Raw genomic sequence first — 12,560 nt, forward strand, 5'->3', positions numbered from 1 at the left:
ACGGCGAGCGCGCAGGCAGGCGCGCCCGGCTGAAGTCAGGCGAAATGAGTGATGGCTGCGGGGAGGACGACAGGGGGAGCGCGGGGGGTGAGAGCAGGGCGTTGGTAACGGGGCGGCGGTTGCGCCCAGCTGCGCACGACGATGGGCGAGGTGGCAGTGGCGTGTGCAGGGCTGAACGACCAGCTGCTGCTGGCCAGCGGCACGGCCAGGCCGAACGAGGAGCACACCGGGCAGTCGAGCTGGGCCATGTGCTGGTCGCCACCGGCGCCGTCGAGGTCGATGGCCACGCCGTGCTCGCTGTTGATCGAGCAGAAGCCACCTTCCAGGCCGGCCAGGCGCAGTCCGCCCATCTGGCCATGGTGCAGGCCACACAGCAACAGGCTGAACAGGACGCTGGCATAGAGCGTCCAGGCAGTCAGCGTGCGAGTGTGCCGGGTGATTTTCATGGCGGCGAATCTATCACCCGGACGAACGGCAGGGTAGTGCCTGGCTGTGGCGTGTTGTCGCAGTTCAGGCGGCGCGTTCGAGCACGTCCAGCAGCTCGACGAACTCCTGCGCCAGCTTGTGGCGGGGCGCCATGTGCACCAGCGGCACCGAAACCTGGTGCGATTCGCGCATTTTGATCGAGCTGCTGAGGTACACCGGCAGCACCGGCATGCCCTCGTCGCGCAACTGCTCGACCAGGGTCTGGTGCAGCGCGGTGCGCCCGGCGAACTGGTTGACCACCACGCCTTCCACCTGCAGTGCCGGGTTGTGGTCCTGGCGCAGTTCCTCGACTTCGGCCATGACGCTGAGCAGCGCCTGGCGCGAGAAGCTGTCGCAGTCGAACGGGATCAGCAGACGTTCGGCGGCCACCAGGGCGCTGAAGGTGTAGAAGTTCAGCGCCGGCGGGGTATCGATGTAGATCCGCTCGTAGTCTTCGCCCAGCTCCGCCAGCAGCTTGCGCAGCTTGTTGATCTTGTACTTGCTCTCCAGCTTGCTCTGCAGGTCGCTGAGGTCGGGGCTGGCCGTCACCAGGTGCAGGTTGTCGTAGCGGGTTTCGGTGATCGCCACGCGGTGCTTCTTGCCAGCGGCGGTGACCGGCGAGAGGGTCTGGCGGAAGAAGTCGGCGATGCCGGCGGGGATGGCGTCGTCGGTCAGCCCGGTGAGGTAGTAGGTGGCGTTGGCCTGGGGGTCGAGGTCGACCAGCAATGTGCGATAGCCTTCGGCGGCACTGGCCGCGGCTAGGTTGCAGGCGATACTCGATTTGCCCACGCCACCTTTCTGATTGAAAACCACACGACGCATGAGACGTTCATCCATGAAGAGAGAAAATGTCAGGTTGGGGTCAATCCTATGACTGAAACACGACAGATTTATGACAGCTCTTGAAACAATAGTTAAGTTCATCTTTTTCGAACCGCAAGCGCTCTGTCGCGGTGTTTCTGCGGTCATGTCCGCTCGACATATCGCCGGTAGAAATCCAGGGTCGCCAGGTTCTTGTCCTTGGCCTCGAACATGATGTCGAAGCGATCGATGAACTGCAGGGCGTAGCGGTTGGTCCAGTCGTTCCACATTTGCGCGCTGTGCTGATACAGGTCTCGCTTGTTTACCTTCTCCAGCAACGCCGGGATGGTCAGCTTGCTGTCAGCGCCGAAGCCCAGTGCCTGCAAGCTCTCCGGCGGCTGCGAGTAGTGCATCGTCGGCCGCACACCTCGCCAACTGTCGATGATCCGCGCCACGCGCGGGTCGTGGGGATCGATGTAGTCGCCCTCGTGGATCCAGCAGTGGTGAATGTCCAGCACCACCGGCGCAAGGTCGGCCAGTGCAAGGCAGTCGTCGACGCCGTAGGTCTTCTCATCGTTCTCGAAGGTGATCACGTGGCGCGCCACCTGCGACAACCTTGGCCACACCTGGCGTACCCCGGCTGCGCCGAGGCGCCCGGCGATATGCACATTGCACTTGAAGTCCTGAAAGCGTTGACCGAAGCCCATCATGCGGATCATGTCGGCGTGGTATTCGAATTCGGCCAGGCTGTTCTCCACTACCTCGGGGCGGTCCGAGCCGAGCACGCAGTACTGACCGGGATGGAATGACAAGCGGATATCCTGGGCGCGGGCCAATTTGCCAATGGCCGCAAAGCGTTCGGCCATCAGGGCCTGGAACTCGCTGTCGCGACAGATCGGCCCTACGCTGGGGTGGCTGTAGAGCGGCAGCAGGTCGCTGCTCAGGCGCACCATGCGCAGCATCGGCGGCAGTTCACTGACGTAGGCCAGCAGGCGCAATTGGGCGTCGAGGTTGTGCTGCACCAGCTCCAGCAGCTTCGCTCGGGCTGCTTCCTGGGTGGCACTGGCCAGCCAGCGCAGCGTGGTGGTGCGCGGGTTGAAGGCGCGTTCGATGGCCTCAAGCTCTTTCACCGACAGGCTGCGGTGAGGGTGGCGGTACATGCAGGCGAAGCCCAGACGGGGCATGGTTGGTCTCCAGGTCTTGAATGATCGTTGGACACGTCAGCCGAGTGAACGATCAGTTCAACCTGTGCCACGAACACCGGCGCAGCCGGTACCATGCAGGCAAATCAGGAGCCCGGCTTCTCAAGCTCTTCCAGTTCATCCTCCACCTGTTGCATGCGCTGCTCGGCCAGTGCCTGCACCTTCTCATCCCGCGCCGTCTCGCGCATCAGCCCGGTGAGCTTGTCGCTCAGGCGCTTGCCTTCCTCGGTCTGTTCAAGCGCCTTGGCCTTGGCCGGGTCGCGGGTGGCGGCGACGATGGTGGCGAACTCGGCATCGCTGAAGTTCTTCTCGCTGTAGAGCTTGAACAGGTCCTGGCGTTGGTCCTCGACGGTGAGGTGCTTGCGCAGGACACTGCTGATGGTGGCTGCATCCAGCTGCGGGTGGGTACGGGTGAGCAGCACGGCCATGCGCTCGATGTTGTGGTCGTAGGCCTCCTGCAGCGGCAGGTTGGCCAGGATCTGCTCTTCGCGGGTGGGTTTCTGGTCGCAGGCGGCGAGGGCGGTAACGAACAGCAAGGGCAACAGTAACTTCTGGATGCGGGGCATGGGGTGGCCTTGGGCGCGTTTTGCAGAAGGGAGATTATAGCGGTGTCGGGTTGCCAGCCATCAGTCCCTGAGGTAGAAAACCCGTCGTTCAGACCACATTTCCACGCCCATGACCCACTGGATCATCCAACCGCCCACTCACGAGCGCATCAGCGAAGTCGTGGCCTTCATCGACAACGCCCGTCGCGGGCTGTTCCCGATGCTGGCCGGGTCGCTATTGCCGAAGGACCTGGCCCATTTTGCCGAGACTTATCTGGACGGCCAGGGCCATTTTCTGGAAGCCCGCGATCAAGGCCGGTTGATCGCAGGCATCGGCTATCTGCCCTATGACCACCGCTTCGCCCAACTCGACTACCACGGCAAACAGGTGGTCGAGGTGGTGCGCCTGTTCGTGGTGCCCGAGTACCGCCGTCATGGCCTGGCTGCGGAGTTGTTCGCCGCCTTGCGCGAGCACGCCCGTGCCGCTGCGGTCGAATGCCTGTACCTGCATACTCACCCGTTTTTGCCTGGTGCGATCCGCTTCTGGGAGCGGCAGGGCTTTGCGTTGACTGACGTGGAAGACGACCCGCTGTGGCGCACGACGCACATGGAGCACTGGCTCGCCAGGTAGGACCATTCCTACTTCCTGCGGCTGACCGTCACCACCTCGTTCATTTCAATTGCCGGGCGATTTGCTTACCGTCGTCTCCTTCACGATGAAAGAGGAAGGATGCCCATGGCACATCTCGCGCTGTACAAACTCGACCTGCTCGACGCGTTCGAGAACCGCAGGGACGACTGGACCTATGTCGATTTCGAGAAACTGCTGACCAAGGTCAGGCCGTCAGCCAATTACCAGGATGCCAAGGGCATCATCATTGCGGCGCACAAGGATGGCAGCTGGCCAAAGACCGTCAAGCGCTACCTGCTGAGCAACTATCGCGTGCACCAGAATGTCAGCTCCGAGTTCAACGAGGTGTTTGCCGCTGTCGTGGCAACGCTGACCGAGCAGGAGAAGCAGGGCTGGGGGCTGTCAGAAACCGCCTGACAACGGCCATTCCACCGCCAGGCGGATCTGGTCGCCATCAAGCTCCGCCTGCGCCGTGTTGCCCCGGTGCACGTTGTGCCGCAGCGAGAACGTGGTGCCCTTGGCCTTGCCACTCTGCACCACGTAGCGCGCCTCGAGGTCCCGCTCCCAATGCTTGCCACCCTTGCCATAACCCAGGTAGGCATAGCCGCCGTTGGGGTCGACGTGGGTGCCGTCGATATCGAAGCCGCGCACATACAGGGCAGTCAGGTTCAGCCCCGGAATGCCATAACCGCCCATGTCCAGGTCATAGCGCGCCTGCCATGATTTTTCGTTCGGTGCGTTGAAGTCGGACATCTGCACGGCGTTGGCGATGTAGATCGCCCCGCGGGTGACGTAGTCGAACGGCGTGTTGCCATCCACCTGCTGCCAGCCGAGGCTGGCGCTGTGCGGGCCCTGGCTGTATCGCGAGACCAGGCTCCAGGTGGTGTTGTCGATGCGCCCGGACAGCGCCTTGCCGGTGTCGGTGGTGCGGTACAGGTTGAGGTCCAGGCTCAGGCTGCGGCGGTCATCCAGGGCGTGGGTGAGGGTGCTGCCGAGGTAGTGCTGGTTCCAGGTGTCTTCGTAGCGCGAGGTGTACAGGCTGCCGCTGAAGGCGGCGCCGGGGTTCCACACCAGGCCGGCAAGGTCGAAGCTGTTGCCCTGGCGGCCGTCTGAGTAGTTCACCACGAAGCCCTGGTCGTGGCTGGATGCGTTGCGATCGGTGCTTTCGTTGAAGTGGCCGGCGACCAGCTTGAGGGTGTCGATCTCGCTGCTGGTCAGGAAGAAACCCGTGGCCGTTTCGGGCAGCAGGCGGCTGTCCGAGGAGCTGAACACCGGCGTCTTCACCCGCTGTTCGCCCCAGGACAGCACGGTATTGGATACCCGCAGCTTCAGCGCCGCACCGCCGCGGCTGTATTCATTCTTTGGATGGCCATCGTTGTCCACGCCCAGCAGGCGCGCCTTGCCCGCACGGCCGCCGCCGCTGTCGAGCTGCACGCCCTGATAGGCGTGGGCATCGACGCCGACGCCAATCAGTCCCTGGGTGAAACCGGACTGGAACGTGCCCATCAGGCCGTAAGCCCATTCCTCGGCCAGGCCGTTGCGTTCGTTGCGTGGCTTGTAAGCGTTGCGTGCGCTGCTGTTGCGCCCACCGTGCTTGTAGTCACGCTGGTCGTAGACGCTGCGGTTGAGGATGTTCCAATTGCTGTCTTCGATAAAACCGTTGCTTTGCGACTGCGCCGAGTCCGCCAGGGCGTACGGGGCCAGGCCTGCCAGCGACAGGGTGAGCAGCAGGTGCTTCATTGGCCTGCCTCCAGTTGCTGCAACTGCGCTGCGAAGCGCGCCTGGGCCCTGGCTGGCAGCGCTGCGGGCAATGCGAAGGCACGTTCTTCGCCTACCTGAATCAGCATCACCATGCCCATGGCCAGGTGCGGAATGCACTGGATACCGTAGAGGCCAGGCACGCTGAAGGTCTGCTCGAAGGGCTGGTTCAGCTTGCTCTTGAATGCCTCGGCCCCGGCTGGCAGCAACCCCGGTACGCTGGCAGCGTTGTGCCCGCTCTGGGTCGGCAGGAAGCGCACCGTGTCGCCCGGATCGATACGCAGATGATCTGGCTCGTAGACCATGGCACCTGCCACCCCGCGATTGAGCATCTTCACTTCATGCACTTCGGCAATGGCTGGGACGGTTGAAAGTGCAGTGGCGAGCAGCACGGCGGCGGGGCGCACAAACATGGCGGGAACTTCCTGGTTCAGGGGGCGCGAAAACGCAGGATGCGCGCGCCGTCGAAGGGGTCGGTGAGGTAGTGGGCGTGCACTCCGAAGGTGCTCAGCAGGCGCTCAGGGGTGAGCACCTCCAGCGGCTTGCCGAGTGCCACCAGGTGGCCCTTGTCGAGCACCGCCACGCGGTCGCAGGTCAGCGCCTGGTTGAGGTCGTGCAGGGCCACCAGGGTGGTGACGGGCAGTGCCTGTACCTGTTGCAACAGGCTCAGCTGGTGCTGGATGTCGAGGTGGTTGGTCGGCTCGTCGAGCAGCAATACCTGCGGGCGCTGGGCCAGGGCGCGGGCGATGTGCACGCGCTGGCGCTCGCCGCCGGACAGCGAACTCCAGACCCGTTCACCCAGGTGCGTGGCGTCGAGGTCGGCCAGGGCCTGTTCGACGATGGTACGGTCTTCCCGGGAGAATGGTGCCAGCGCCGATAGCCACGGCGTGCGGCCCAGGGCGACGGCATCGAACACGCTGATCGCATCGAGGGTGTCGGCCTGCTGTTCGACCAGCGCCAGCGCTTGTGCGACACGCCGACGCGGCAGGCGCGCCAGGGGCTCGCCGAGCAACTGCACACTGCCGGTGCCCGGCGTGCGCAGCCCGGCCAGCAACTTGAGCAGGGACGACTTGCCCGAGCCGTTAGGGCCGACGATGCCCAGGGTTTCCCCAGCCACCACGTTGAGGTCGATGTTGCACAGCACGGTGTTGCCCGACAGTTGCAGGCCCAGCCCCCGGCAGGCGAGTGGAGCGACGTGCACGGTATTCATGACGGTCATGGGCGCCCCCGGCGGCTGACCAGGATCAGCGCGAACACCGGCGCGCCGATCAAGGCGGTGACCACGCCGACCGGAATCACCTGGCCAGTTATCAACGTGCGCGACAGCACATCGGCGGCAATCAGGAACAGCGCGCCGCCCAGGGCGCTGGCCGGCAGCAGCCGGCCATGGCCGGGCCCGAGCAGCAGGCGAAGGGCGTGGGGGATGACCAGGCCGACGAAACCGATGGCGCCGACGATCGACACCATCACGGCCGTTACCAGAGCCGCGCAACTGATCAGCAGCAACTGCGTGCGGCGCACGGCGATGCCCAGCGAGGCCGCCGAGTCGGCGCCGAAGGTGAAGGCATCCAGCGCCCGGCGGTGCCACAGGCATACCACCAGCCCGAACAGCGCCACCGGCAACGCCATCCACACCGACGGCCAGCGCACGCCGCTGAGGTTGCCCAGCAACCAGAACAGGATGCCGCGCGCCTGCTCGGCGGTGGCCGACTTGGTGATGAGGAAGGCGGTGAGGGCCGTGAACAGCTGCGAGCCGGCGATGCCGGCGAGGATCACCTGGGCGTTGTTGCTGCTCGGCCCGGCCGCTCGGGCCAGCACCAGCACCAGGGCAAAGGCCGCCAGGGCACCGATGAAGGCGCCGCCGGACATGCTCAGGGCGACACTGCCCAGGCCCAGCAGGCCGACCAGCACTGCACCGGTCGAAGCGCCGGCGGACAGCCCGAGCAGGTAGGGCTCGGCCAGTGGGTTACGCAACAGCGCCTGCAGGATCACCCCGCAGGTCGCCAGACCTGCACCGCAAGCAGCGGCGACCAGCGAGCGGGTCAGGCGGTAGTTCCAGACGATGCCCGCGTCGATCGGGTCGACCGGGTATCCGGCCTGCCACAGGTGGTTGGCCAGCACCTGGAAAACCAAGTTCGGTGACAGGTTGGTCTCGCCAATGGCGGTACCGGCCAGCACGGCCGCGAGCAGGGCCAGCACGGCCAGGGCGGTGTAGGGCAGGGCGTTCATCACTGCGCTGCTTTACCGCTGGCAAAGGCCGCAGACAAGGTCTGCAAACCACGGAACAGGCGGATGCCGGCCTGCATGGCGTCGGCGTCGAGGATGATGATTCGGTTGTTCTTTACCGCGTCCATGTTCTTCGTCACCGGGTCGCTGCGCAGGAATTCGAGCTTCTTCTGGTAGTCGTCTGCAGGGAAACGGCGGCGGTCCATGCGCGCGATGATCAGCCAGGTCGGGTTGGCCTTGGCCAGGGTTTCCCAGCCCACGGTCGGCCATTCCTCGGTCGATTCGACCACGTTGCGCACGCCCAGGGTGCGCAACATGAAGTCGGCCACGCCCTGGCGGCCGGCGACGTAGGGGTCGATGTCGAGGTCGGCGCTGGAGAACCAGAACAGTGCCGAAGTCTGCGACAGGTCCTTGCCGGCCAGCTGCTGCTTCGCGCTATCCAGGCGTGCCTTGAGGTCGGTGTTCAGCGCCGCGCCACGGTCCTGCACGTCGAAGATCTCGGCCAGCTGGCTGACACTCTTGTAGATGCTCTCGACCTGGAACGCCTGCAGGCGGGTGCCGTCGGCGCCGACCAGGTTGTCCTTGCCTTCGCAGTCCGAGGGCAGCAGGTAGGTGGGGATCTTCAGCTCACTGAACTGCTCGCGGGTGGCGACCACGCCCTGAGCGCCGACCATCCACTCGAACTGCACGGCCACCAGTTGTGGGCGCTTGCCGACCACCGCCTCGAAGCTTGGGTCGTTGTCGGCCAGGCGCGGCACCTTGGCGTTCACCGCCTGGTATTCGGGGAGCACGTTGTTGAACCACAGCGAGGTGCCGGCCAGCTTGTCGCCCAGGCCCAGTGCATAGAGCATCTCGGTGCCGGCCTGGCCGATGGTGACTGCGCGCTCGGGCGCCTGGGCGAAGGTCTGCGGCGCGCCGCAGTTGTCGATGGTCAGCGGGTAGTGGGTGGCGGCAGCCTGGGCCAGGCCAGTCAGGCTCAGGCCGGCCAGCAAGGATGTGAAGCGCAGCAGCATGCGGGGCGATCTCCTATCGGTCAGTTCTGGTGAGGAACGCACGGACAGGCATCGCCGGCCCTCGCAGGCGCGAGGGCAGCACAGATGGCCATCCCGGACACCCCGCCGGTTGGTGAATGTATGCCGGCAGGTCTCCTGACTGGTGCGTCGTCACCTGGCTCCGGCCTTCCCGGATCATTGATCCAGTGGCATCGATGGAGCAGGCTCGGCACCTACAGTTGCGGGGGCAGTTCCGTTTGGCGCGCCAATGGTGGCGGGCCTGGGATTCCCTGTTAGTTCCGTGGTGGAAACCGGCGGGCCGCATGGTAGACCATCAGGTCGCCGGGTGAAAACGTTTAATCAGAAGTACTTGAGCCAGGCGATGTCACGCCGGCGGGCCTTGAGCCGGGCGAACCAGCGCACGGGCAGGTACAGCGCCACGGCCAGCAACACCGCGCTTAGCCACACCGCGCCGATGCCGTCGAAGCCGAAGTAGTCGCCGTGGTTGAGGCCCAGCAGCGCTACGCAGGCCAGGTACAGCAGCTTGAGCACATACAGGTGCAGCAGGTAGAAGAACATCGGCGCTGCGCCGAACACCGCCAGGGCGCTGATCCAGCGGGCCAGCCCGGCGCGCTCGAAGGCGCGCAGCAACAGCAGGCCGCAACCCAGGGTCAGGGCCAGGAACAGCAACGAGGGTGGGTACTTGGTGATGTTGAAGAAGCTCATCAGCGTCTGGGTGACGGTCGGGTAACCGCTCCAAGGCGCCTCGCCGTAACCGTTGTAGAGGCGCAGCACCATGAAACCGAGCAGGGCGATGACGCCGGCCATCAGCAGGCGGTGCTGGCGCTCACCGGCGTCGCTGCCACGGGCGAACCACGGGCCGAGGCCGTAGCCCAGGGCGATCACGCCGATCCACGGCAGCACCGGGTAGGAGGTGCGCAGGCGCAGGTTCTCCGAGACCTCCAGCCAGCCACGGTCATGCAGGATCGCCCACGGCACATGCAGGGCCGATTCCACGCCAAAGTGCAGACCATCGAGCAGGTTGTGCCCGGCGATGATCAGCGCGCCCAGGGCGAGCAGGGCAGGACGCGGCAGCCACACCAGCAGCGACAGGGCGATCATGCTCACGCCGATGGCCCAGATCACCTGCATGTAGACCACGCTCGGCGGCAGTTGGAAGGTCCAGGCGAAGTTGACCAGGGTGAACTCCAGCACCACCAGGAACAGCCCGCGCTTGAACAGGAACGCCGACACATCGCTGCGGCCCTGGTATTTCTCGCCATACAACCAGGCCGACAGGCCGGTGAGCAGGACGAACACCGGGGCGCACAGGTGGGCCAGGGTGCGGCTGGCGAACAGCGACGGGTCGGTGGCATCGATGGTCATCGGATCGCTGACCTGGCGGTGCAGGAAGAAGGTTTCACGCACGTGGTCGAGCAGCATGAACAGGATCACCAGGCCGCGCAGGGCATCGATGCTCTGCAGGCGCTGGGTGAGCTGGGTGGGGAGGGCTGAGGCACTGGTCATGGAAAGGAGTCGCAGGCAGGAATGAATGTCAAATGAAACGTTATCTTATAACTATTAATTGACTTCTGATAGTGGTTTTTGTGTTGGCTGTGCCGGCCTCTTCGCGGGACAAGCCCGCTCCTAAAGGGGGCGCGGAGGATTCAGGCTTGCGCATAACCTGTAGGAGCGGGCTTGTCCCGCGAAGAGGCCCTCAGGTCAGAAGGTGTAATCCACGGTAGCGAAATACGACCGCGGCGCGCCCATCACCCACTGCTCGCCACTGAACACCGACGCCACATACTCGCGGTCGAACAGGTTGTTCACCTGCAACCCCAGGCGCACATCCGGCAACACCTGCCAGCCAATGTTGGCATCGACCACGGTATACCCCGGCGCACTCTGGCTATTGGCCGTGTCGGCATAACGCTCATCCACATACCGTGCGCCAATCCCGGCCTCGACCTGCTGGCCGAAGCCCTTGCTCAGCCACAGGTTGGCCGTGCGCCGTGGCACATTGGCCGGGCGGTTGCCGGCACGGTCCTGGGCCACGCCATCGACCACCTCGTCGAAATCATCGTAGTTCGCCCGCACCAGCGCGGCATTGGCCGACACCTGCCATTGCTGCCCAAGGGCCAGTTCCAGCGACGCCTCCAGGCCATCGGAGGTCTGCTGCCCGGCCTGTTGCGCCTCGTGGGTGATCGGGTCATCCACCAGCAGCTTCTTCTTGACGATATGGAACGCCGCCAGCGTCCACTCGCCACGGCCCTCCCAGAAGCGCTGCTTGAGGCCCAGTTCGGTCTGCTTCGCTTCGGTCAGGTCGTAGTGCATCTGCGACGGGCTCAGGCTGACCAGGTTGTCCACGCCGTCCTCGCTGGTGGAGTACTGGCCGTACAGCGACAGATTGTCGTTGACGGCGAACACCAGCCCGGCGCGCCAGTTGCCGCCCTGCAGGCTGCGGTCGCTGCGGCTGCCGTCGACCAGGTTGTCGCGGTCGATGTGGTTCTGATCGCGGCGCACACCGGTCACCAGCGACAGGCGCTCGGTGAGCTGCAGGCGGTTCTCGGCGAACAGGGCGAAGGTGTGGGTGGTGGACAGCGTCTGTGGGCGGGTTGGCGAGTCGCTGTGGAACCAACCCGGGGTCGGCTGCCATGGGTCGATGTAGTCGCCGCCCACGTCGTTGTACGGCCGGTTGCTGTCGACGTTGAAACGTACCTTGTTGTATTCGACACCGACCAGCGTCTTGCTGGCCAGGCCGAACAGGCTGTGGTCGAAGGTGAAGGTCTGGCGGTCGCCGAGCTGCTCCTGGTTGTGCTTGATCTCCAGGTAGCTCTGGCGCTCCAGCAGCGCGCGATCGGCGTCCCAGCTGTAGTTCTCGGCATTGCGCCAGTGGCGGCGGCTCTTGATGTAGTAGAGCTGGTTGCTGGCGCTGAGGTGGTCGTTGATCGTCCAGTCGGTGGTGAAGCGGGTCCACTCGTCGTGGTAGCGCTGCTCGTCGTTCTGGATGTTGTAGTTCTTCTTGCGCAGGCTGCTGCGGTAATGGCCGTCGATCAGCGGCGTGCCGTAGTAGTTGGCGGGCTGGGCGTCGCCGCGCTCGTGGGCGAGGGTGAAGCTCAGGTCGTCGCTGGCATCGAAGCGCAGCGCGGCGCTGAGCGCCAGGCTGCGCGAGTCGGTGCGGTCGACCCAACCGTTACCGGCCTGCTGGTTCAGGGTCAGGCGATAGCTCAGGCGTTCGCTGAGGCTACCGCCGCTGTCCAGGCCCAGTTGTTGGCGGTCCCAGGAACCGTAGCCCAGGCGCAGGCGGTTGTGGATGTCGCCAGCGAACGGCTTTTTCGGGATCACGTTGATCACCGCGCCGGTCGCGCCTTCGCCATACAGCACCGAAGCCGGGCCGCGGATGACGTCGATCTGCTCGACCATCCACGGGTCGACCGGGAAGGTCTGGGTGCCGGCCCCGGTGTACAGGCGTGCGCCGTCGAACAGGGTCATCACCGAGCCATGGCCGGTGAAGCCGCGCGCCGACAGGCCGGTGCCGCCATCGCCCGGGTTGCCGATGAAGGTGATCCCGGGCGAGCGGGTCACGGCGTCCTGCACGGTGAGGTTGTTGCGCTGCTCGATCTGTTCGGCAGTGATGCTGCTGGTGCTGGCCGGGGTTTCCAGGGCAGTGAGGTTCAGCCGAGAACCGGCCTCGGTCGGCGTGGCCAGATCTACGTGTTGTTGGTCACGGCTATCGGTGATGGCCGTGGAGGGGAGGTTCAGCACGGGTTCGTCGGCCAGGGCTGGCAGCGTGACGGCCAGGCAGGCCGCCAGGGGGTGAAGCTTGATGAATCGGGACATGTCGTTCCACTACTGCAGGAATGAATGGATCCCGGTGGAAAACACGCAAAGGCACACCACGCATGCAGGGGCGCACGCGGAGACCGGCCTGCGCCCGCCC

Annotated in this window: 13 protein-coding genes and 1 riboswitch; of the genes, 2 read left to right on the forward strand and 11 right to left on the reverse strand. The window is 65.0% G+C overall.

Features of this window, described 5'->3' with window-relative positions; genetic code table 11:
• Nucleotides 1-35: 35 nt before the first annotated feature.
• The 4 genes from C2H86_RS22125 to C2H86_RS22140 form a co-directional block, all read right to left on the reverse strand.
• Nucleotides 36-446, reverse strand: coding sequence for a DUF2946 domain-containing protein (locus tag C2H86_RS22125; protein WP_159409827.1), 411 nt, complete (start codon nucleotides 444-446; stop codon nucleotides 36-38).
• Nucleotides 447-510: 64 nt separating this feature from the next.
• Nucleotides 511-1,287: a ParA family protein gene (locus C2H86_RS22130; RefSeq protein WP_159409828.1), complete on the reverse strand. Its 777-nt coding sequence runs from the start codon at nucleotides 1,285-1,287 to the stop codon at nucleotides 511-513.
• A gap of 143 nt (nucleotides 1,288-1,430) precedes the next feature.
• The gene (uvsE, locus tag C2H86_RS22135) at nucleotides 1,431-2,450 is read right to left on the reverse strand and encodes a UV DNA damage repair endonuclease UvsE (RefSeq protein ID WP_159409829.1); all 1,020 of its coding nucleotides are present in this window, start codon (nucleotides 2,448-2,450) and stop codon (nucleotides 1,431-1,433) included.
• Between the two features lie 104 nt (nucleotides 2,451-2,554).
• Nucleotides 2,555-3,034 carry a hypothetical protein gene (locus tag C2H86_RS22140; RefSeq protein ID WP_159409830.1) on the reverse strand — a complete coding sequence of 160 codons (480 nt, stop codon included), beginning with the start codon at nucleotides 3,032-3,034 and terminating at the stop codon, nucleotides 2,555-2,557.
• 109 nt (nucleotides 3,035-3,143) lie between these two features.
• Here C2H86_RS22140 and C2H86_RS22145 point away from each other — a divergent pair, with 109 nt between their 5' ends.
• Both C2H86_RS22145 and C2H86_RS22150 read left to right on the forward strand, forming a co-directional pair.
• Nucleotides 3,144-3,644, forward strand: a complete 501-nt coding sequence (locus C2H86_RS22145) for a GNAT family N-acetyltransferase (protein WP_159409831.1) — start codon at nucleotides 3,144-3,146, stop codon at nucleotides 3,642-3,644.
• A 105-nt stretch (nucleotides 3,645-3,749) separates the two neighbouring features.
• Complete coding sequence (locus C2H86_RS22150; RefSeq protein ID WP_159409832.1) at nucleotides 3,750-4,061, forward strand: hypothetical protein; 312 nt, start codon at nucleotides 3,750-3,752, stop codon at nucleotides 4,059-4,061.
• Here the strand turns inward: C2H86_RS22150 and C2H86_RS22155 are convergent.
• The 7 genes from C2H86_RS22155 to C2H86_RS22185 form a co-directional block, all read right to left on the reverse strand.
• The gene (locus tag C2H86_RS22155) at nucleotides 4,047-5,384 is read right to left on the reverse strand and encodes an OprD family porin (RefSeq protein ID WP_159409833.1); all 1,338 of its coding nucleotides are present in this window, start codon (nucleotides 5,382-5,384) and stop codon (nucleotides 4,047-4,049) included. The two genes, C2H86_RS22150 and C2H86_RS22155, sit on opposite strands and share 15 nt — an antisense overlap.
• On the reverse strand, nucleotides 5,381-5,815 hold the full coding sequence (locus tag C2H86_RS22160) for a pseudoazurin (protein WP_159409834.1): 435 nt from the start codon (nucleotides 5,813-5,815) through the stop codon (nucleotides 5,381-5,383). Before C2H86_RS22160 ends, C2H86_RS22155 begins: the two co-directional genes overlap by 4 nt.
• A 17-nt stretch (nucleotides 5,816-5,832) precedes the next feature.
• Nucleotides 5,833-6,612: an ABC transporter ATP-binding protein gene (locus C2H86_RS22165; RefSeq protein ID WP_430738601.1), complete on the reverse strand. Its 780-nt coding sequence runs from the start codon at nucleotides 6,610-6,612 to the stop codon at nucleotides 5,833-5,835.
• Between the two features lie 5 nt (nucleotides 6,613-6,617).
• Nucleotides 6,618-7,631: a FecCD family ABC transporter permease gene (locus C2H86_RS22170; RefSeq protein ID WP_159409836.1), complete on the reverse strand. Its 1,014-nt coding sequence runs from the start codon at nucleotides 7,629-7,631 to the stop codon at nucleotides 6,618-6,620.
• The gene (locus C2H86_RS22175; protein WP_159409837.1) at nucleotides 7,631-8,641 is read right to left on the reverse strand and encodes an ABC transporter substrate-binding protein; all 1,011 of its coding nucleotides are present in this window, start codon (nucleotides 8,639-8,641) and stop codon (nucleotides 7,631-7,633) included. Before C2H86_RS22175 ends, C2H86_RS22170 begins: the two co-directional genes overlap by 1 nt.
• Nucleotides 8,642-8,749: 108 nt before the next feature.
• Nucleotides 8,750-8,951: riboswitch (cobalamin riboswitch) on the reverse strand.
• A gap of 29 nt (nucleotides 8,952-8,980) precedes the next feature.
• The gene (locus C2H86_RS22180) at nucleotides 8,981-10,147 is read right to left on the reverse strand and encodes a DUF1624 domain-containing protein (RefSeq protein WP_159409838.1); all 1,167 of its coding nucleotides are present in this window, start codon (nucleotides 10,145-10,147) and stop codon (nucleotides 8,981-8,983) included.
• A 195-nt stretch (nucleotides 10,148-10,342) separates the two neighbouring features.
• Nucleotides 10,343-12,460 carry a TonB-dependent receptor gene (locus tag C2H86_RS22185; protein WP_159409839.1) on the reverse strand — a complete coding sequence of 706 codons (2,118 nt, stop codon included), beginning with the start codon at nucleotides 12,458-12,460 and terminating at the stop codon, nucleotides 10,343-10,345.
• Between the last annotated feature and the right edge of the window lie 100 nt (nucleotides 12,461-12,560).

The sequence above is a fragment of the Pseudomonas putida genome (genome assembly GCF_009883635.2).
Taxonomy (GTDB): Bacteria; Pseudomonadota; Gammaproteobacteria; order Pseudomonadales; family Pseudomonadaceae; genus Aquipseudomonas; species Aquipseudomonas putida_W.